The organism is Sphingomonas sp. Leaf10, assembly GCF_001421245.1.
GTDB lineage: Bacteria > Pseudomonadota > Alphaproteobacteria > Sphingomonadales > Sphingomonadaceae > Sphingomonas.
The window spans coordinates 56703-78316 of record NZ_LMKE01000023.1 but is presented as its reverse complement, the minus strand read 5'-3'; the positions used below and the strand labels follow the sequence as shown (position 1 = coordinate 78316).

Genomic DNA, 21614 nt, shown 5'->3' with positions numbered 1-21614 from the left:
ATCGATTCCCAGCAAACAGTCGTCCGTTTGCCGGTTCCGCCTTTCAACGGGATGCCTGACGCCTCCAGCTTCGAAAGGATGATGCGAATGCGATATCTAGCGACCGGCAAAGCAGCGTTGTTCTGTGCGGTTATCGGCTTGGTCGGCCAACCGGTCGCTGTCGCGCATCTCGCTTTCGATGACGGTTCTGCTGCGCCCTCGGTGCGAACCGAAGCGGTTCCCTACAAATGGGGCAACGTGAAGGTAGGGGCAGGGGGCTATGCCCCAAACATCGTCTTCAGCCTGATCGAACGCGATCTGGCTTACCTGCGCACCGACATGGGGGGCGCCTATCGCTGGGACGCAGCTCTGCGTAAATGGGTACCGTTGCAGGACGACAACGCTACGTCGAGCTACATGGGGATCGAAAGCATCGCCCCGGACCCGGTAGATCCCGACGTCGTCTACATGGCGGCCGGCATTAGTGCCGGACAGCCCGCCGCCATCATGCGATCCGGCGACCGTGGCGCCACATGGCGGATTGTGCCGGTCCCCTTTGCCATGGGCGGAAACGAGCCGGGACGGGGCCTCGGCGAACGCCTCGCTGTCGATCCCAATGATCCGCGCCGGCTGTTCTTCGGTTCGCGGCACGATGGCCTCTGGCAGAGCGACGATGCCGGCATGACGTGGACGAAGGTGGCGACGTTTCCGCATCCGGGGCTTGGCAAACCCGCTCGCGGGACCAGCCATGGCGGTGTCTCCTTCGTCGCGATCGATGCGAACAGCGGACGGGCCGGCAAAGGTTCGCAGCGAATATGGGTGGGGATCGCCGATCCGAACCTGCCAGCGCTGTACCGGTCAGAGGACGGAGGAACGACGTGGGTACCAGTGGCAACCCCGAAGCTCTTGGCAGCGAAGGCGGCGATCGATGCACGTGGAATATTGTGGGTCGGTTATTCAAGCGGGATAGGGCCGAGCGACGCGCGGACCGGTGCGGTGTGGCGTTACGAACCCGGTGGCGCGGGGCGGGATGTAACGCCGCCTGCATGGCTTGCATCGGGTTCCGAGGGCGGATTCCTCGGCGTTGCGGTCGCACGTTCCGTGGACGGGATTGCCGCAGTGACTACCATCGACAGATATCGGGCCGGGGATTCGCTTTGGATCACCCGCGACGACGGTCGCACATGGGATGATGTGAGCGGTCGCAGTCGTCGAGACGTGTCGGCCACTCCGTTTCTCGGGCACGAGGGCCGGGGAGCGGATTTCGGCCATTGGATATCGGGACTGGCCATCGATCCGTTCGACCCCGCCCGCGTCGCTTACACCACGGGGGCAACCGTGTATTCGACCGACGGCCTGAGGTCGAAAGGTGTCGTGAACTGGGCGCCATGGACGGATGGCATCGAGCAGACGGCGATCATCACCCTGATCTCTCCGACGCGAGGACCTCGTCTCGTGTCCGGGTTCGGCGACTTGGCAGGGTTTGTCCATGACGATCTTCGAACGTCACCACGCCCGAGCTTCGTCAATCCGTATCTGTCAAACACGAATACGCTGGATTACGCGGGACTGGCACCGAACGTCATCGTCCGTAGCGGGAGCCTCTACGCCGACCGCCCCCGTGAGGCATCCTTGGCGCTTTCGAAAGACGGCGGTCGCAGCTGGAGACCGTTGCAGGTGCCTGCCGTCGGTCAACCTCCGACACGAGACGATCTGATTGGTGAGGCTGCCGTGACCGTTTCCGCCGACGGCCGGACGATCGTCGCCGCCACCGTCCTCCCCCAGGTCACGCGAAATGAAGGTCGCACCTGGCAACCGGTACGGGGTCTGCCTGGGCGAACCCGCGCCGTGGCGGATAAGGTCGATCCACGGACCTTCTACGCCGTCGACGTCGCGAACGGTCGGTTGCTCGTGTCGCGTGACGCCGCCGCCAGCTTCGAGCCGGTTGCAGGAGCGGGACTGCCAGCTGAACTGAGGCCGGCAGGGCGTCAAGGACGCGAAGCGCAGAGCGCCTTGCTGGTAACGCCCGTCCGTTCGCGCGAATTATGGCTGCAGGCAGGCTCGGCGCTCTATCACAGCGTGAACGGGGGCGGATCGTTCGTCCGGGCGAACGGCGCTTTGGCAGTCGAACTGTTCGGTCTTGGCAAGGACGCAGTGTTTGCGGTCGGTACGTTTGGAACGACGCGTGGCATCTGGCGGTCGACGGATGACGGACGTTCCTGGGTAAGGATTGATGACGATGCTCACCGATGGGGCGGTCGATACCGGGTGATTTCCGGTGATCCGCAACGGACCGGCAGGGTCTATCTGGGGACCGATGGACGCGGCCTGTTCTACGGCGATCCGATGCCGTTGCACTAAGCGTTGGCCGATCCAGTCCCATAGAGCATCGATCCAACCGCTGTTTGGTTTGGACCCGTCCGACCCTGCTTGATACCCCGACGGACGACAGGAAGGCCGATGGCCTTCTGCGAACCAGTACGGGAAACAACGATGGCCACCACCGATCCAGTCACGATGATGCGCCACATGGGTGGGGGGCTGCTGTCGTTTCCCGTTACCCATTTCGACGATGAAGGCCGCTTCGTCGAGGATGCGTACCGCGCGCATTGCGCATCGATGCTGTCGCACCCGCTGACCGGATTGTTCGCGGCCGGCGGCACCGGCGAATTCTTCTCGCTGACGCCGGCGGAGGTCGCCCGGGTGGTCGCAGCGGCGGTCGATACCGCGCAGGGCAAGGTGCCGGTCATCTCCGGATGCGGCTATGGCACGGAGATCGCAGTCGGCATCGCCCGCGACGCGGAGGCGGCCGGAGCGGATGGACTGCTGCTGCTGCCGCCCTATCTGGTCGGTTCGAAGCAGGCCGGACTGGCCGCGCACATCGAACGGGTATGTCGCGCGACGGGCCTTGCCGTCATCGTCTACAACCGAGACAATGCGGTGGTCGACGACGAGACGCTGGCGCGCCTGTGCGAACGCAATCCGAACCTGGTTGGGTATAAGGACGGTGTCGGCGATATCGAGTTGATGACGCGCATCCATGCCCGGATGGGCGATCGCCTGACCTATATCGGCGGCCTGCCCACGGCCGAGACCTTCGCCACGCCCTATCTCACGATGGGGGTGACCACCTATTCCTCGGCGATCTTCAATTTCCTGCCCGAATGGGCGCTGGCATTCTACGCTGCGGTCCGGGCACAGGACCATGCAACGGTGCTGGCGGAACTGAAGCGGTTCGTTCTGCCCTACATCGCGTTGCGCAACCGCGGTGCGGGCTATGCGGTTTCGATCGTGAAGGCGGGGATGCGGATCGTCGGGCAGGATGCCGGGCCCGTGCGAAGCCCGCTTGCCGACCTGTCCGCCGAGGAGGACGCCGAACTGCGTACGCTGATAGAGCGGGTTCGCTTGCCCGTCCGCGTCGCCGCCTAGCCAGTGCGGCACGGGCGGCCTAGCATGGTTCCCATGTTCGAACTGAGCCAGCTCCGCTGTTTCGTCGCCGCTGGCGAAGAACTTCATTTCGGTCGTGCGGCAGCGCGATTGAACATGACCCAGTCGCCGCTCAGCCGCCAGATCCAGTTGCTGGAGCGCATCCTCGACGTGACGTTGCTGGAAAGGACCAGTCGCACCGTCGCGCTGACCCCTGCGGGTCGGCTGTTCATGGTCGAGGCCAAGCGTATCGTACGCCTTTCCGAAAGCGCGGCGCTTGCCGCGCGGCGAGTGGCGAAGGGCGACGAGGGCCGGGTAGCGATCGGCTTCACGGCCGTATCGGGCTATACGCTGGTGCCGCAGGTGGTGGCTCAGGCCCGCATGGCGTTGCCCAACATCCAGCTCGAACTGCATGAGATGGTGACAACCGACCAGGTCGAGGCACTCTTGACCGGGCTGATCGACATCGCCTTCGTTCGCCCTCCGGTCGACCGACACGAATTCGAAACGATGGCGGTGCGACATGAGCCGCTCGTCGTTGCGCTCCCGCCCGGCGATGCCCGTGCGGGGCAGGCCGACTTCACGTTGGCCGATTTCGATGCGGCGCCGATCATCATGTACGCCAGACGGGGGGCGGGGTATTTCCACGGTCTGCTTGCCGGCCTGTTCGACGGGGCCGGCGTTACGCCCGACTACGTCCAGCACGTAACCCAGATCCATTCGATGCTGGGATTGGTTCATGCCGGCCTTGCCGCCGCGATCGTGCCGGAATCGGCGACGGGTCTCCATCTCCTCGACGTGCAGTTCCGGCCGCTGGTCACCGACCCGCCGCAGCCCGTCGAACTGCATCTGGCGTGGCGGCGCGACAACGCCAATCCGGCGCTTGATCCCATGCGGCGGCTCTGTGCGGACGTGGTGGCGTGATCGACAGGCGTGGTGTGCTGGCCGGCCTGGCGGCAATAGTGCCGGTCGCAGCGCGCGGCGCCCCTGCCGATCCGGTCGTCACCACCACCTATGGCCGGGTGCGCGGCGTACGCGACCGCGGCATCGCCGTGTTTCGCGGTATCCGCTATGGGGCCGACACCGCGCCGCGCCGCTTCGCCGAAGCAGTACCGCCGACCGCGTGGCAGGGCGTTGCCGATGCCACGCGCTATGGCGCGGCCGCGCCGCAGACCCGGGCCACCGAACCCACGTCCGAGGACTGTCTGTTCCTGAACGTCTGGACGCCCGCGTCCGATGCGGCGCGTCGACCGGTGCTGGTCTATCTCCACGGCGGCGCCCATGCTCATGGTTCGGGCAGCGATCCGCTTACCGACGGGGGCAACCTTGCACGGCGGGGCGATGTCGTAGTCGTCACGCTCAACCACCGGCTCGCCGGCCTCGGCTATGCTTATCTCGCTGCGCTGGGCGGACCGGCGGAATCCGGGAATGTCGGCAATCTCGACATCGTGCTCGCGCTTGCTTGGGTGAGCGACAATATCGCGCGCTTTGGCGGCGATCCGGCACGGGTGACGATCTTCGGACAGTCGGGCGGTGGTGCGAAGGTCGTGACGTTGATGGCGATGGCTCGGGCGCGCCCGTTATTCCATCATGCCGCGACGATGAGCGGACAACATGTGACCGCCGCGGGCCCACGCAACGCGACGCGGCGCGCACGGGTCTGGATGGAACGGGCCGGCGCGCGCAGCGTCGCCGAACTCGCGGTACTTCCGATCGAGCGACTGGTCGAAGCGATGGCCACGCTCGATCCGATCGAGGGGAAGGGCGAGATCAGCTTCACCTCGACACTCGACCACCGCGTCCTGACGCGACATCCCTTCGTGCCCGACGCGCCGCGTGAGGCAGCGCATATCCCGCTGATCTGCGGCAACACCCGTGACGAAACCGGGGGTTGGTTGCGTGACATCCTGTTGAAGGGCGATACCGACTGGGCCAACCTGCCGGATCGACTGTCGGCGCAGATGGTCAAGGACATGGACCCCGCCTTCGTGATCGAACGCTACCGTACGATGTATCCCGATCGCACGCCCGGACAGATACTGCTCGCCGCCTCGACCGCCGGCCGGTCATGGCCCGGCCACCTGATCCAGGCGGAGGCACGCGCCGCATTGAATGGGCCGACCTGGATGTACCAGCTGGATCTGCCGGCACCAGAGGCGGGTGGGGTGCTGGGCGCCTATCACACGCTCGACATCCCGCTGGTCTTCGCAAACACGGCGTTGCCCGGTGCCGGTACCGGCGATGGTCCGGCCGCGCGGGCGGTCTCGGCAGCGATGGCCGATGCCTTTGTCCGCTTCGCCGCGACCGGCGATCCGAACGGCGGTACGATGCCGGCATGGCCGCGTTTCACGGTGCCCGAACGTGCCACGATGGTGTTCGATCGCCGAACCCGCGTCGTCGACGATCCCCGCCGGGAGGAACGCCTGCTGTTCGCTGTCGCACCATACATCAAGCCCGGGGGATAGCGGCGTCCGGCAGACCCCTGAACCTCCCCGAACGTCGCTGACTCAGGTCCGATCCCAGGGAAAGGCAAGCGTCGGCATCTGCGCATAGCGGCGCATGGTGACGGTGATCCGTGCGCCGCAACCCGGCTCCACCCGAATGGTCAGACCCCGTGCAGGCACGTCGATCCTGCGTCCGTCGATCGCGATCTGTTCGAGGCGGTGTTCGGCCCATGCCCCGCCCTGCATCGCCAGGTCGCGTGGGCCATCGGACAGGTTCACCACCACCACCTGCGTCGAGGTATCGTCCATCGCCACGACCAGCGCGGCCACCCCGTCGGGCAGCCCCGCCCGGCGCTTGCCCATGTCGAACCAGCGCAGACGGCAGTGCAGCGGCACGCCACCTTGCGGCGGCGACGTCGGAGACCATGGGGGGCGGGCGATGTGCAATCCGCCGGTCGTCTGGTGGATGAGCGCGGTGACGCTCGCCGGATTCTTATCGAGCGTCCAGTCGGCCAGCCGGTTTTGCTGCACCGTCGTGTCGCCCTCGACCAGCGCCAGCCGCTCCCGAACCCGCTTCAGGTCGCCTTCCAGCGCGGTCTCGGCCCAACCGGCGTTCCTTCCCTCCAGGAAATCGACCCAGGGATGCTCCCCCGCCTCCGCGCGGTCGGCGGCGGATTGGGTGACGTACCAGATCTCGAACCCGTTGGTGCGGTGTGGGCCCTGTTTCCAGCCGTACCAGCCGTTCGCCCCGTACATGGTGGGCGTATGCCAGACGCCGTCGATCATCCGGCCCGCGGCCTCGATCCGGTCGCGCTGCCGTCGCCATAGATCGATATACGCCCCGTCGCCGGTCAGCAGCGTCCCGTTCAGAAACGCTGGAAGAGCGCGCAGCACCCGGTTGCGGTTCTCCCGCACGCCCGTCTGCGGCACCAGCGGCGAGAAGCCCCAACCATAGACTCCGCCCCACCAGCGCCCCCCCGCCGAGCCGCCGATCGTCCCGTCCAGACCGACATTGCTCGGCAAGATGTCGTCGTTAGCGCGCGCCCGCTCGATCCAGCCGCCCAAATAATCGAGCACCCAGCGCCGATACCGCTCGCCACCGCCCAGCGCATAGGCGTTGAGGCCCAGCATCGTGCAGTGCGTGTTGAGCGGAGTATCGCCCACTACCTCCATATATTCGGCATAATGGCCAAGCGTCTGGGCATAGTTGTCTTCGCCATGCTCCATGCGGAAGCCACTGGTGTCGAACGGATCGCCCGCCCAGTCCAGCGCACTGGCAGGATGCAGCATTGGCCCCCGGCTGCCGTTCATCGCGCTTTTCACGATGCGACGCCGGGGATCGTAATTCGCCGCGGTGGGATCGGCCCCGGTGTAGAAATCGGCGAAGCGACAGGTCCGCTCGATCAGCTTTGCGTCATGGGGGGTGTTCAGTCCCATGCGGTTGAACCCGGTCAGCCCTTCGGAATTATGCTGCCAGTCCATCTGCACGGGAAACTCGCGGTGGTACATGCCCGCCCGCGCGATCGCGACGTCGACCGTGCGTGCAGCCGCATATTGCCGCAAATGCCCTTCCCAGAAGCGCCGCGCCATCGTCAGCACCTCATCCGCACCGCCAAGGGCGTGGAGCAGTTCCCAGTCGTTGGTCGCCTCGGCCGCATCGTCCGGCCCGTCGTTCGCGCCCCAGCGCGGAAAGATCTTCAGATACCCGCGCGCATCGACATATTTGCGGTAATAGGCCCGGCACGCAGCGGCGTTGGCGGCAAGCAATTCGCGTTGCAGCACCGCCCAGCGCGGGGCCGCCATCGGCGTCGCGATCCGTACCACGCCGCTCGCGGCGCGCACGGTGGCCGGGAGCAGCAGCCCGGCCGCCGCCCCGCCTAAAAACCCGCGCCGCGCGATCACTTGGCCAGTTCCAGCCGCTTGATCGGGCCGACGATGCCGTAGAAGGCGACGATCGTCAGCAGGCAATGGGCGCCGACGAATACCAGCGCCAGATCGAACGACCCGGTCGCCGCGACGATATAACCGACGACGATCGGCGTCACGATTCCGGCCATGTTCCCGAACATGTTGAACACGCCCCCGGCCGTACCCGCCAGCTCGCGCGGCGCTACGTCCGACATCACCGCCCAGCCGAGCGAGGCGACGCCCTTGCCGAAGAAGGCGACCGACATCAGCGCGACGACCATCCATTGCTGTTCGACGAACACGCAGCCGATGATCGCGCTCGCCAGGATCATGCCGATCAGCAGCGGCAGCTTGCGTGCCGTGTCGAGCGATCCGGTCCGCGCCAGCAGCCTGTCCGAGAGATAGCCGCCCAGCAGTCCGCCGGCAAAGCCGCATAACGCTGGCGCGGCGGCGGCGAACCCCGCTTCCATGATGTTCAGCCCGCGTTCCTTGACCAGATAGATCGGGAACCACGTCACGAAGAAGTAGGTGAGCACGTTGATGCAATATTGGCCGAGATAGATGCCGATCATCATCCGGCTTGCCAATAGCTGACGGACGTTGACCCAGGTGAAGGTCGAAACGCGGTTGGCGACCGCATCCTCCATCCGTACCAACCCGCCGCCTTCCTCGATCAACGCGACTTCGGCGGCGTTAATCGACGGGTGGCGCACCGGGCTGTGGATGTAGCGGGTGAACACGATCGCTGCGACGACACCGATCGCCCCCATCGCGAAGAACACCGACCGCCAGCCGAAATCATGGACCAGCCAACCCATGAACGGTGCGAAAGCGACCAGCGAGAAATATTGTGCGGAATTGAAGATCGCCGAGGCGGTGCCCCGCTCGCGCCCCGGAAACCATGCCGCGACCAGACGCGCGTTGCCGGGAAAGCTGGGCGCTTCGGCCAGTCCGACCAGAAAGCGCAACGCGAACAGCATCGTTATCGCAGAAACGCCGGGGACGAGACCCACGAACCCTTGGGTGGCGGTGAACGCCGACCATAGCGCGATCGCCGCCGCATAGACCCGCCGCGTACCGAAGCGGTCCAGCAGCGCCCCGCCTGGCACCTGCGCGACGACATAGGCCCAGGCAAAGGCGGAGAGTATATATCCCGTTGCGACCGGCGACAGACCCAGTTCGGCCGATGCGGCACTGCCCGCGATCGAGAAGGTTGCGCGGTCGGCATAGTTGATCGACGTGATCAGAAAGATCAGCGCGATGATGCGATAGCGGACATGGGTGGGGCTCGCACTGTCCACGGCGCTGCCCGTAACTGACGGAACAGTCATACATCCTCCCATGTCCGCCGGATGCGTGTCCGGCCATTCTGACGTCCGGCGACGCTAGTGGCAGGCGCAGGCCGGGTCCAAGCCAAAAAGGCGCATGATCCAGCCATGTTTCGGCTTGATCGTCGACCTTTGGCCCGGTCGACACCGCCGGATGGTGCGATCGGCGCAATGATCGATGCGGAATCGGAATTGGCGTCGGACGGTTCGCAGCGGATAGGCAAGCATCAGGATGAACCGGCCGCAGACGCCGGGGCCGGCCTGCAACGGGCCGGAGAACATAGGGGATGATCCATGGCCGGCATCACGAATCTTCGCCATCTGCTTATCGTTACCAGCGCGATCGTCGTGCCGGGGATCGCATCGGCGCAAGGCATGCCCGAAACCAATGTCGAGAAGGCTGCACGCGCACCGGGGCAGCAGGGCGATACCGTCACGCCACCGCAATCCCCTGCGGTTCCGGCCGAAGCCGACGTGACCGACGCCGCCGAGGCGGAGATCGTCGTCACCGGATTTCGCGAAAGCCTGACCAGCGCTATCAACATCAAGCGCAACAGCACCTCGGCGATCGACGCGATCAAGGCGGAGGACATCGCCGAATTTCCCGATCTGAACCTCGCCGAATCGCTGCAACGCATTCCGGGCGTCGCGATCAGCCGTGTGAACGGGGAGGGGCGCAACATCTCCGTGCGCGGACTTGGCCCAGAATATACCCGCGTGCGGATCAACGGCATGGAGGCGATCGGCACCACCGGCGGCACCGACAATTCGGGCGGCGTGAACCGGGGGCGCGGGTTCGATTTCAACATTTTTTCCTCCGACCTGTTCAACAGCCTCGCGGTCCGCAAGACCGCGACCGCCGATGTCGAGGAAGGGTCGCTCGGCGCCACGGTCGACCTTCAGACCGCCCGTCCGTTCGACTTCAAGGAAGCGACCGCCGTCGTATCGGCGCAGGCCAGCTACAACGACCTGTCGGAAAAGGTGACGCCGCGCGTCTCGACGCTGCTCACCACCACCTCGTCCGACGGACGGTTCGGCGTCCTGCTGTCGATCGCCTACGAACAGCGCAAGCTGCGCGAGGAGGGGGCGAACATCACGCGCTGGACCTATGGCGGGTTCAACGGCGGCTTCGATCCCCGCTCCACGATCGCCGGCAAGACGATCGCGCAGATCAACGACGCCAACCCCGACACCGCGTTGTTCCACCCGCGCATCCCGGGCCTCGTAAGCTACGACATCGAACAGGAACGGCTGGGCGCGGCGCTGTCGCTGCAATTCCAGCCGACCGACGCGACGCTGCTGACGATCGACGGCCTCTATTCGCGGCTCGACGGCACGCGCACCGAGGCTCAGTTCCAGGCGATCGGCTTCAGCCGCTCGGGCACCGGCAAGCCGCAGACGATCATCCGTTCGGGCGTGGTGGACGAGAACAACAACATCGTGTCGGGCACGTTCGACAACGTCGACCTGCGCACCCAGGCACGCTTCGACAAGCTGACCACCGATTTCTATCAGGTGACGGGCACGCTGGCGCAGGATCTGGGTGATCGGGTGAAGGTCGGCGGCGTGGTCGGCTATGCGCTGTCCGACTTCCGCAACCCGATCCAGACGACGGTGACGCTGGATGCCGCGAATACGCAGGGGTTCTTCTACGACTTCTCGACCCGCTTCCCGACGATCCGGCCCGGCGTCGACATCGCCAATCCCGCAACCTTCGCCTTCACCAACGGCACGTCGGAAGTCCGCATCCGTCCGCAGACCGTCACCAACAGCTTCCTGAACGCCAAGGGCTTCCTCGAATGGAAGGCGACCGACGCCGTCAAGCTGAAGGTCGGCGCGGACTGGCGACGGTTCGACTATGACTCGACCGAACGCCGCCGGACGTCGGGCGAGAGCGTCGTCCAGACGCTGACCCCGGCGCAGATCGCCGCCGGCACCCGCCTGTACGACGGGTTCGGCAAGGGGATCGACGTACCCGCCGGTACGCCCGGCGGCTGGATCGTGCCCGACCTTGCGGCATTCGAGCAGCTCTACGGGCTATATTCGAATCCGCTCTACGCAACCGGCGGCGTGGAAGCGACGTCGGCACGCGGATCATACACCACCGTCCGCGAAGAGGACACCGGACTCTGGGCGATGGGCGAGTTCAATCTTGCCGACGCCGGCCTGCCGGTCCGCGGTGACGTGGGCGTGCGCTATGTCCGCACCGATCAGCGCTCGACCGGCTACGCCAGCCGCGGGACCGCCTTCGATCTCGTCACCGCCGAACGCGACTACGAGAACTGGCTGCCCTCCGGCAACATCGTGTGGGACATCACCGACACGCTGCTGTTCCGCCTCGGCGCCGCCAAGACCATCGCCCGTGCCGGCATCGGATCGCTGTCGCCCGGCGGCAACGTCTCGATCTCGGGCGGCAATCGCGGCTTCTCCAGCGGCAACCCGGACCTGAAGCCGACCGAATCGACCAACGTCGACGTCGCGATCGAATGGTATCCGACGCGCGGCGCGCTTTACGCCGCCTCGTTCTTTCACAAGGACATCAGCACCTTCGTCCAGACGCTGAGCGTCGACGTTCCGTTCAGCGAACTGGGACTGCCGACCTCGATCCTCGCCGGCACCTCGGCGCTGCCTACCGACGTGTTCATCGTCAGCCGCCCGGTCAATTCGGATGGCGGCAAGCTGAAGGGGTTCGAGGTCAACGTGCAGCAGCCGCTGACCTTCCTGCCGGGGTTCCTCCAGAATTTCGGCGTGTTGGCGAACTACACCTATGTAGATTCGAACATCAGCTACCTGACCGGCATGGGCAGCGTCACCCAGCCGCTGATCGGCCTATCCAAACACGCTGCCAACGGGACCGTCTATTTCGAAACCCCTCGCTTCTCGGTCCGCGGCTCGGTCGCCTATCGTTCGCGCTATCTGACGGCGGTGCCTGGGACTGAAGGTAACAGCTACAACGGTACCAGCGCCACGACCAATTTCGATGCCCAGATGTCGTTCAACGTCACTGACGCGTTCAAGCTCAGCCTGGAGGCGATCAACATCACCGATACGTTCAACGACCAGTTCGTGGACGAAAGCAACCGGCTTAACGTCCGCACGCACAGCGGACGGCAGCTCCTGCTCGGTGCCCGCTACGCGTTCTGAATAACGTGTGGATGCTCTCCCTTCCACACAAACTCGGCCGCCCTAGCGGGCGGTCATTTTCTTCGTCACCAACCTTACGGGTGAGTTCCGTGATCGATCATGAATCGCCCGTACGTGCCTTTGAGATGATCCAGCCCAACAGGTATCGGACGCTTCGCCCCTGTCCGTCCGGTTTTGCTCAAGCGGCGGACACTCTGGGGCCGATGTCGTCAGTCTAGCTGCCCGAGCTCGACGGCGTTCTAACGGTCGACGTACCCGCTTCATCCGGTCCAACGCGAGGCTAACGGCCGATTGCGCCGCGACAGCAACCCCACATCCTGAGCACGTTTCGGGATTGCGAGCGCACGTACGACGGCCCGTTCGGCGTCGCGCGGCGATAAGTAAGTGAATAGACCTCGTTTGCGAGCATCACGTCCCTGATCGCCACTTCCGCGGGGTTACTTCCGCGGGGTTGCCCCACCCGGTGCCCACAAGCCCCACGAAAGAGGGGCGCGGCATTGGCGCAGAGAACATATGCCGCACCAGTCGGCCGACAGCATCTTCGTCGGTTCCGCCGGCACGCCTGTCAGATGGAGCAGAATGTGGGGCTCCACAAAGCCGAGCTTCGAACCCTGACAGCGACGCTGGACCTCGGCAGCGGCTGTTTTGCCCAACACGGCGTCGACCGCACGCTTTTCGATCGAATTAGCGGTGAGGACGAGCCCGTACGCCTGATCCAGCACCTCACGATAGCTAACAACGTGGACGTTCAAATCTCACCCCTCTAATGCCCAAAGATACAGGCCCGTGTCCTAGGTGTTTGATCCCACGGTTTGATGGTGTGATCCTTTCGTTGGAATGGAAGGAGACCGTATGGGACAGGTTCGTCATGGGTGCGCCACGACCACGCACGCCGTCCGAGCAGCAATACAGCATGTCGCAAGCTTCGCTCGCGACGCTGAGCCGGGAACTCGGGATCAACCCGAAGACGGTGGCGAAGTGGCGAAAGCGAGCAACTGTTGAGGATATGAAGACCGGGCCGAAGGCCGCTCATTCAACGACCTTGTCCGAGGCGGAGGAGGCGATGATTGTGGCAGCCGGCGGCACACGCTGCTGCCGCTCGACGACTACCTCTACGCGCTGCAGCCGTCAGTCCCGCACCTGACCCGGTCAGCACTGCACCGATGTCTGCAGCGGAATGGGATCTCCCGCCTAACAGATGTTGAGGGCGACAAGCCGAAGCGGCAGCGCTGCGAGCGCTACCCCATTGGCTTCTTCCACATCGATATTGCCTTGGGTAGCAGACTGCCGAAGGCAAGCTCTATCTGTTCGTCGGCATTGACCGCACCAGCAAGTTCGCAGTCACCCAGCTGGTCGACAAGGCCGATAGGCGCACAGCATGGGAGTTCCTCGAACACCTGCTGAAGGCCGTGCCGTACCGGATACACACGATCCTGACCGATAACGGCATCCAGTTCGCCGAGCAGCCCCGCAACCGCAACACCGCCTGGTCGCGCCAGATGCGCTTCGACATGATCTGCGAGGCAAACGACATCGAACACCGGCTCACCAAGCCGAACCATCCGTGGACCAATGGGCAGGTCGAACGGATGAACCACACCCTCAAGGAGGCGACCGTCAAGCGCTTCCACTACGAAACCCACGAACAGCTTCGGACGCACCTCGCCGACTTCATGGCCGCCTATAACTTCGCTCGTCGGCTGAAGACGCTCAACGGGCTCACACCCTACGAATACATCGCCAAGATCTGGACGTCAGAGCCAGACCGGTTCATCGTCAACCCGATCCACCAGATGCCGGGACTGAACACCTAGCACGGCTTTGCGGTTACGCCGGCATCTACACCGTCATTCAGACCTGCAAGACCAATAGTGTCGATCCACCGACCTATATCGCCGGCGCCATCGCCAAGGTCGCGGGCGACTAGCCTGCCAAGCGCTGGGACGAACTCATGCCTTGGAACTGGAAACCCTTGACAGATCAGCCGAACCCGCGAGCCGCATAATCTGCGGCCGTCAAGCCACGCGTACTGTACGCCGACAGTTTTCAAATCAGACGCAATCACGAAGATGGCGATGGAAACGGTTGTCGACGTCGACATTTTTCGTTGACCGGTAACTCCAGCAGTCCGATTAGAAGCGGGAAACGACAAAAAACAACATTCGGAGAGGCAAAGGCGATGTTTCCAACTGACGGCTGTCGCTGGTTCGCGACCGGTGTGACGTTGGCGCTTGGGGGCGCAACGGCGCTTGCACAACAACCCCGGCCGTCGATTCACTGGACGTTCGAAAAGGGGGAGGCCGGTCCGATTTTTGAAACGCAGTTTCCCGCACCGGATTTCGTACCCGGCGTCACCGGTAGGGCGTGGCGTAGCGACGGTTTCTCAAGCCGGGTGTCGGCACCGCTCCCGTTGTCCGCCGAGCGCGGATTCACGTTCGATGCATGGATGGTGCTGGAAAGCTATCCCTCGGGTGATGAGAAACCGGTAGACGAACAGATCCCTGCCTCGATCGCGCAACAGGCGTCGAAGGGCCGTGGCTTCGATCTGTTCATCGATCCATTCGGACGCTGGGGGATGAAGGTCGCTACCGACAACGGCATGGTCGAGGTTGTCGCGCCCTCGCGGTTTCCGCTCTATGGCTGGACGCGTGTTTCAGCATCCTACGACCCCGCTAGCGGGCAGGCTTCGCTGTATCTCGACGGCAGGGAGATTGCGCGCAGTCCGGGTAGACGGCCGGCCCGCTTCCGGCCGGCAAACACCGTTTTCCAGATCGCGCACAGTTTTCGTGCGGCACCGCTACTCGTCTTCAACATCAACGGCTTGAACGCCGCCTATGACGAGGTCCGCGTATTCGACGATGCCGTCGCGATCGATGCCGGCCCGGCGCGCCGGGGGCCGTTGCCGTCGGCAGCGGAGTCGCTGAGGGTTCCCACGTCGCGTTTCGCCAGCGACCTGCAACGGCCGTCCTATCATGCGATGCCACAAGCGAACTGGACCAACGAACCTCACGGTCTCGTCCGGCGCGGCGATACGTGGCACATGTTTTATCAGCGGACGCCCAACGGTCCGTTCAAGACGATGATGGCGTGGGGGCATCTCAAAAGCGACGATCTGGTTCACTGGACCGATCTGCCGATCGCGCTCTATCCCGAACTTCAGACGCCGACGTTCGGGTTCGACATGAAGGGTATCTGGTCCGGCGACGTCGTCAACGGTCCCGGCGGGCTCGGCCTCGCCTTCTACACCAGCGTCAATTACAGTCCCAACCTCTTCAATCCCGGCATATCGATGGCGATCAGCGAAGATCCCGATCTGATCCGCTGGAAGAAGGTCGGCCCGCTGCTCGACCGGACCGGGGTGGCCGACTTCCGCGATCCCTATGTTTGGTTTGAAGGGACGACGGCGCACATGATCGTCGGCGCGGCGCTCGGCGGTTCGGGCGGGCTTGCCTATTATCGTTGCGACAATCTTGCCGACCGTGCCTGCTGGAAGCGGCAGCCCGCATTCGCCCCGTTCGCGAAAATGGACGTCGGATCGGACATCTGGGAGATGCCGGTGTTCGAAAAGATCGCGGCCGACCGGTACATCCTCGTTGCCAATCCGATCGGCGGCGCGGTCGGCAAATATACAACGCCCGCAACGCGCGGAGTCTATTGGGTGGGAACCTGGAACGGCAAGACGTTCCGACCGCTCGATCCGAAGCCTCGAGTGCTCGACGTGCTGCCGGGGCACCTCAGCCCAACGATCGAACGCGACAAGGATGGCCGGATCACCGCGGTCGGCATCGTCGACGAACGCCGCGCGCCCCAGGCGCAGCTTCGCGCCGGATGGGCGCATACGTTCAGCCTGCCGCGCCTGTGGCGGTTGCTGCCCGACGGTCGGACGCTCGGCCAGTCGCCGGTTCCGGCGCTCGCGGCGCTGCGCGACCCCGCGACGGCGATCGCGACGCGCGTGAGTGGGGCGGGCGACGTGGCCGTCGGCGACCTCGGCCGCGCGGTCGAGATCGACGCAACGTTCGAGGGACCGTCGCCGGCGGGGCGCTTCGGCCTGACCATCGCGCGATCGGCCGATGGGCGCGAGGCGACCCGCATCCTGTACGATCCCGCCACTAGGGAGATCGTGCTCGACAAACGGCAATCGACGCTGGGCGGCGATCAGGAAGGGCCGCAACTGCTGCGCGGTGCCTACGACGTTGCGGCCTTCGGCGAGCCGCGCCGGTTCCATGTGTTCGTCGACCACTCGGTCGTCGACGTGTTCGTCAACGACGCGGCGGCGTTTTCCTTTCGGACCTATCCGTCGCTGGCGGATGCGAGCCGGTTCGGCGTGACCGCAACCGCGCCGGTGACGGCGCAGGTGAAGGCATGGCGGATGAACGCCGCGCCGATCCGGTGAGCGTGCGGTGGTACGGTCAGGCGGATCCGCGCCGGACCAACGGGCACGGCAGCCGTTCGATCAGCGGCTGTTCGTCCTCTCCGGCCAGCATCGCGAACAGCTTGTCGGCGGCGCGGGTGCCGATGTCGTAATAGGGCAGGGCGACCGTCGTCAGTGGCGGGACCACCCGTTCGGAGATCAGGCGGAAATCGTCGAAGCCGATGACCGCCACTTCGTCCGGCACCGTCAGGCCGAGCTTGGCGGCGGCGAACAGGCACTGCATGGCGATCTCGTCGTTGCCGGCGAGCAGGATGGTCGGCCGGTCCGCCGCCGGCGCCGACAGCAGTTCGTGGGCAACGGCGAAGGCTCGCATCTCCTCGGCGTCCAGAGGTCCGGCGATTCCCGGCCGGATCCAGTCGGGGCGCGGGGTGATGCCCGCTTCCGCCAGTGCCCGGTCGAACCCCTGCCGCCGCAGTTCGGCAGCGAGGATGATCGGGTTCAGCGTCACGAAGGCGATCCGCTGGTGCCCCTGATCGATCGCATGGCGCGCGGCGCGATACCCCCCGTCGAGATCATCGGGGACGACGGCGGCGATGTCGTCGCGCCCGGCGGCGAAGCAATTGACCAGCACGGTCGGGATGCGGTGCGCTTCCGGGTCGAACGGCGTCGCATGATGATACATGGTGGCATAGAGGACGCCGTCGATCCGGTGTTCCTGGAACGTCCGCCAGACCTTCGCTTCGTCCTCCGGAGACCCAGACGTGTTCGCGATCAGCAGGCTCTGACTCGCGCGTGATATCCGGTCCTGCACCCCGCGAATGATCTCGACCGAATTGGGCGTGGTGGACACGACGTCGGTGATGAGGCCGATGACCCCCGACCGGTTGGTCCGCACCATGCGCGCGGCAAGGTTGGGGATGTAGTTCAGCGCGTCGATCGCCTCCATCACCCGCGCGCGCGTCTTGCCGCTGATGTTGGGTTCGCCGTTCACCACCCGCGATACCGTGCGGTCGGACACGCCGGCACGCGCTGCAACGTCCTTGATGGTCTGCAAACCCTATCCCTCCGTCATCGATCTGCCCACCGTAGCGGATGCGGACCGTACTGCTACCCTTTGTCGACGTCGACATTTTGTAATTGACGACGTCGACAATCTTGTGCTGTAGGATGTCCATCGTCGGGACTCGGCGTGAAAAGCCGTAAGAATAGCGGCATTCGGAGAGGAAATATGGCTAACCGGCTCGCACGTTCCCTGGCCCTGTTGTGTGCGACCATGTCGTCGCTGGCGTTCGCCGTCGCCGCATCGGCCCAGTCCGCCGACGCCGCACAGCAGCCGGCTCCCGATACGGCGGAAGCCGATCGTGCCGCCGCAGATCGCGAAGCGTCGCTGGGGGACGTCGTCGTCACCGGCGTCAGCCGCAAGACGCGCGAGCTGGACGCGACCTTCACCATCAACACGCTGAACCAGGCCGATATCCAGCGCCTCGCGCCGATTAGCACCGCCGATCTGCTGAACAACATTCCCGGCTTCTTCGCCGAGGGCAGCACGGCGGGCGAGCGCAGCAACAACATTACCGTGCGCGGCCTGCCTAGCAGTGGCTATCGCTATGCGCCCCAGCTGGTCGACGGGATGCCGGTGTTCCAGGATTCGGACGTGCCGTTCGCCAACAGCGACGTGTTCTTCTCGACCGACCTGATGACCGACCGGGTCGAGGCGATCAAGGGCGGGCCGGGCGGCACGCTGTATTCCAACGGTCTTGGTGGCGTGGTGAACTATATCACCCGGACCGGCGGCGACCGGTTTGCCGGTGGCTACAAGCTGGAGCTCGCCGATTACGGCTTCATCCGCAACGACCTGTATCTGTCGGGGCCGATCACCGAGAACCTGCATTTCGCGATTGGTGGCTTCTATCGCACGTCGCAGGGCCTGCGCGATACCGGCTACACCGCCGATCAGGGCGGCCAGATTCGCGGCAACCTGACCTACGACAGCCCCGACGGCACCACTCGCGCCGCGCTGTACGCCACGGTGCTGAACGACCGGTCGGCGGTCTATAACAACATCCCCGTACAGGTGCCGGGATTCAGCGCGCCTGGCACGGTCGACGATCCGATCCGTATCAAGTCGGGATCGGTTCGCCCGATCGGCATCAATTTTCAGAACGGGACGCTGCTGTCGCGCAGCAACCGCTACATCACGCGGATCAACAACGACGGCGACATTACCACCGCCGATCTGGCGGACGGTATCCATCCCGACTTCACCACGTTGGCGGCGACCTTGTCGAAGGATTTCGGCGATGGCTGGCGGGTCAACGTCAAGGCGAACTATGTCGACGGCACGAGCGGGTTCAACGCGCTGTTCGCCGGCAACGATGCCGCCACCGCCGCCTCGTTCCTGAACAATCGCTACATCGGCGACTTCCTGCAACCCGCGTTCGACGCCAATTTCCAGGTGGCGGAGGGGACGCCGAACAATGCGTCGCCGTACAACCGCAACGTCCTCGCCACCTATTTCAATCCGCTCAGCGCCGCCGCGTTCGACGCGCAATACCGGCAACCGCTGATCGCATCGGGGTTCAGCAATTTCGAGGCGCTGCGCGCCCAATACGGAGACCGTCAGACGATCGCCGGACCGGGCGCGCGGCTCGGCGCGTTCAATGTGCGCGACGGACAGGCGATCGCCGCCGACAGCAACCTGAGCTTCCAGATCCCGTGGATCGTGCGCTCGAAACTGCGCAGCGCGACACAGGATTTCCAGGTTCAAAAGGATTTCGAGCTGTTCGGGAGCCACAGCCTGACGGTCGGCGGCTATCACAGCACCAATTCGGACAACTATGATTTCCAGGCGTCGCTGATCGTCACGACGCTGGCCGATCCGTCGGAACTGGTTGATATCTATCTGGTCAACGCCGCCGGTGCGAAGGTCGCGCCGCTGACGCTGAACGGCAGTTTCATTCCGGGTTTCTACGGCAATGCGGTCGACGGCGATGCCGAGAATTTCGCCGCCTATGTCCTCGACCATTGGGAAGCGTTCGACCGCAAACTGAAGATCGACGCAGGCTTCCGGTGGGAAACCGAGCGGATGAACGTGCGATTCCGCAACCGCAACTGCTGCACCAGCTTCTTCCCCGGCGGCGCGACGAGCGGGAACCGAGCCTATACCAACAATCAGACGCTGGGGCCGCCGCAATTCTTCAACGACCGCTTCAGTGCCAGCGGGTGGACGATCGGCGCGAACTACGAACTGCGCCGCAACCTCGCGGTCTATGCGCTGGGATCGCGATCGTTCCGGCTACCCAGTCTGAACGACGGCATCGCCTTCGCGCAGACCGCGCCGCTCGCCGATCCCGTCGAGCGCATCACCCAGATCGAGGGCGGGGCGCGGTTCCAGTCGCGGCTGTTCGACATGTCGGTAGCCGGCTTCTACAACAAGTTCACGCCGCGCACGCTCATCAATGTCTATCAGGACATCGCCGCGCCGAGCTGCACCGCCGGGGGCGCGACCGCGACGCCGGCGACGATCACCCAGTGCCCGACGATCAACGAACCCTATTCCTATGGATCGACCAACTACGGCACGGAGATTCAGGCGACGCTGCGACCCGGCCTCGCGGGGTTCGACGTCGACCTGAACGTCACGCTGCAAAATCCCAAGGTCGACGGGTCGGGCTTCACCGTCGTCAACCAGGTCGGCAACGGCTATCAACTCACGCAGATCAGCCAGGACAACCGGCGCGTCGCGCGACAGGCGGTGACGCGCGTCTTCGTCCGGCCGCGCTGGGACCTGAAGCCGCTACTGAACGTACCGGTGAAGCTGTACGGCAGCTACGAATATGAATCCTCGCGCTTTTCCACGTCGCAGGACGTGAACGTCACCATCTATCCGTCGTACTACATCGCCAATGCGGGGGCACTGGTCGATATCAACGACCGGCTGTCGGTGCAGGTGCATGTCGCCAATCTGACGAACCAGTTGTCATTCACCGAGGGTGATCCGCTGTTCTTCGACCTGAAGGCCCCCGATGGCGTCAGCAACCGCGGCGTCGCCCGGCCACTGTTCGGCCGGACCGCACGCCTTATGCTGAACTATCGTTTCTGATGCGCGGCGCGACGATCGCCGGCGTGGAGGCCGGGGGCACCAAGATGCTCTGCGCGCTGGCGACGGCAGGCGGCGAGGTGCTGGAGCAGGCCCGCATCGCCACCGGCGAGCCGAACGGCACCTTCGCGGAGATCGCACGGTTCTATGCAGCGGCGGTGGCGCGGCATGGTCCGGTTGCCGCGGCCGGGGTCGCCAGTTTCGGTCCGCTCGATCTGGTTGAATCGTCCGCCACCTATGGCTGTCTGACGGGCACGCCCAAGCCGGGCTGGTCGGGCGTCGATATCCGCTCGGCGATCGCCGGGATCGTCGGGGCGCCGACCGCGATCGACACCGACGTGAACTGCGCCGCGCTGGCGGAGGCGCGGCAGGGCGCGGCGCAGGGGCTCGATCGGGTCTGCTACGTCACGATCGGCACCGGGATCGGTGTCGGCATCGTCGAGGGCGGACGGACCAATACCGGTACGGGCCATCCCGAAGCCGGGCATATTCGTGTTCCACGCGCGCCCGGCGACGACTTCGCCGGAACCTGTCCGGCGCATGGGGATTGCCTGGAGGGGTTGGCGTGCGGCCCGGCGATGCAGGCGCGCTGGGGATGTCTCGCTGAAAATCTGCCCGACGATCATGTCGGATGGCGGTTCGCCGCACATTATATCGCGGCGTTGTGCACCAATCTGACCTACATCATGCGGCCGCAGCGTATCGTCATCGGCGGTGGCGTGATGCAACGCGCGTCGCTGCTGGCCGCCGTCCACGGAATCTATCGGGACATGATGGCAGGATATGCGCTCGATCCCTACAGCGCTTCCGTCGAGACGTTCATCGTGCCACCGCATCCCGGCGAAGTTCCGGCAGGGCTGACCGGCGCACTGACGATGGCCAGCGGCCTTACGGATCGGGCGGGGCGGCGTTGA

At 64.9% G+C, this 21614-nt stretch carries 12 protein-coding genes and 1 pseudogene; 9 read left to right on the top strand and 4 right to left on the bottom strand.

The window, feature by feature from the left end; genetic code table 11:
- Nucleotides 1-87 precede the first annotated feature (87 nt).
- From ASE59_RS13725 to ASE59_RS13710, 4 genes are all read left to right on the top strand, one after another.
- Nucleotides 88-2340 (top strand): WD40/YVTN/BNR-like repeat-containing protein, encoded by a 2253-nt coding sequence (locus tag ASE59_RS13725; protein ID WP_235515775.1) that lies wholly within the window; start codon nucleotides 88-90, stop codon nucleotides 2338-2340.
- Between the two features lie 132 nt (nucleotides 2341-2472).
- The gene (gene kdgD / locus ASE59_RS13720) at nucleotides 2473-3408 is read left to right on the top strand and encodes a 5-dehydro-4-deoxyglucarate dehydratase (RefSeq protein ID WP_056457271.1); all 936 of its coding nucleotides are present in this window, start codon (nucleotides 2473-2475) and stop codon (nucleotides 3406-3408) included.
- A gap of 33 nt (nucleotides 3409-3441) precedes the next feature.
- A complete protein-coding gene (locus tag ASE59_RS13715) occupies nucleotides 3442-4329 on the top strand; it encodes a LysR substrate-binding domain-containing protein (RefSeq protein WP_056457269.1) in 888 nt (295 codons plus the stop codon).
- Entirely contained in the window at nucleotides 4326-5870 is a 1545-nt protein-coding gene (locus ASE59_RS13710) for a carboxylesterase/lipase family protein (protein ID WP_235515774.1), read from the top strand. The genes ASE59_RS13715 and ASE59_RS13710 overlap by 4 nt, the downstream gene beginning before the upstream one ends.
- 42 nt (nucleotides 5871-5912) lie before the next feature.
- Here the strand turns inward: ASE59_RS13710 and ASE59_RS13705 are convergent, their stop codons facing one another.
- Nucleotides 5913-7751 (bottom strand): hypothetical protein, encoded by a 1839-nt coding sequence (locus ASE59_RS13705; protein ID WP_056457263.1) that lies wholly within the window; start codon nucleotides 7749-7751, stop codon nucleotides 5913-5915.
- Entirely contained in the window at nucleotides 7748-9058 is a 1311-nt protein-coding gene (locus ASE59_RS13700; RefSeq protein WP_235515773.1) for an MFS transporter, read from the bottom strand. The genes ASE59_RS13705 and ASE59_RS13700 overlap by 4 nt, the downstream gene beginning before the upstream one ends.
- 321 nt (nucleotides 9059-9379) lie before the next feature.
- Between ASE59_RS13700 and ASE59_RS13690 the strand changes: the two genes are divergently transcribed.
- A complete protein-coding gene (locus ASE59_RS13690) occupies nucleotides 9380-12229 on the top strand; it encodes a TonB-dependent receptor (protein WP_235515772.1) in 2850 nt (949 codons plus the stop codon).
- A 437-nt stretch (nucleotides 12230-12666) separates the two neighbouring features.
- On the opposite strand, the gene ASE59_RS19895 is transcribed toward ASE59_RS13690, so the two are convergent.
- Nucleotides 12667-12981: a hypothetical protein gene (locus ASE59_RS19895; RefSeq protein ID WP_156360085.1), complete on the bottom strand. Its 315-nt coding sequence runs from the start codon at nucleotides 12979-12981 to the stop codon at nucleotides 12667-12669.
- A 100-nt stretch (nucleotides 12982-13081) separates the two neighbouring features.
- Between ASE59_RS19895 and ASE59_RS13680 the strand changes: the two are divergent.
- Together ASE59_RS13680 and ASE59_RS13675 are read left to right on the top strand one after the other, a co-directional pair.
- Nucleotides 13082-14043, top strand: a pseudogene (locus tag ASE59_RS13680) (IS481 family transposase).
- Nucleotides 14044-14621: 578 nt separating this feature from the next.
- On the top strand, nucleotides 14622-16622 hold the full coding sequence (locus tag ASE59_RS13675; RefSeq protein ID WP_162235323.1) for a GH32 C-terminal domain-containing protein: 2001 nt from the start codon (nucleotides 14622-14624) through the stop codon (nucleotides 16620-16622).
- Between the two features lie 16 nt (nucleotides 16623-16638).
- Here ASE59_RS13675 and ASE59_RS13670 read toward each other — a convergent pair whose 3' ends face one another.
- The gene (locus ASE59_RS13670; protein WP_056457249.1) at nucleotides 16639-17655 is read right to left on the bottom strand and encodes a LacI family DNA-binding transcriptional regulator; all 1017 of its coding nucleotides are present in this window, start codon (nucleotides 17653-17655) and stop codon (nucleotides 16639-16641) included.
- 174 nt (nucleotides 17656-17829) lie between these two features.
- On the opposite strand from ASE59_RS13670, the gene ASE59_RS13665 reads away from it, so the two are divergent.
- Nucleotides 17830-20703, top strand: coding sequence for a TonB-dependent receptor (locus tag ASE59_RS13665; protein WP_082458454.1), 2874 nt, complete (start codon nucleotides 17830-17832; stop codon nucleotides 20701-20703).
- Nucleotides 20703-21614: an ROK family protein gene (locus ASE59_RS13660; protein WP_056457244.1), complete on the top strand. Its 912-nt coding sequence runs from the start codon at nucleotides 20703-20705 to the stop codon at nucleotides 21612-21614. The genes ASE59_RS13665 and ASE59_RS13660 overlap by 1 nt, the downstream gene beginning before the upstream one ends.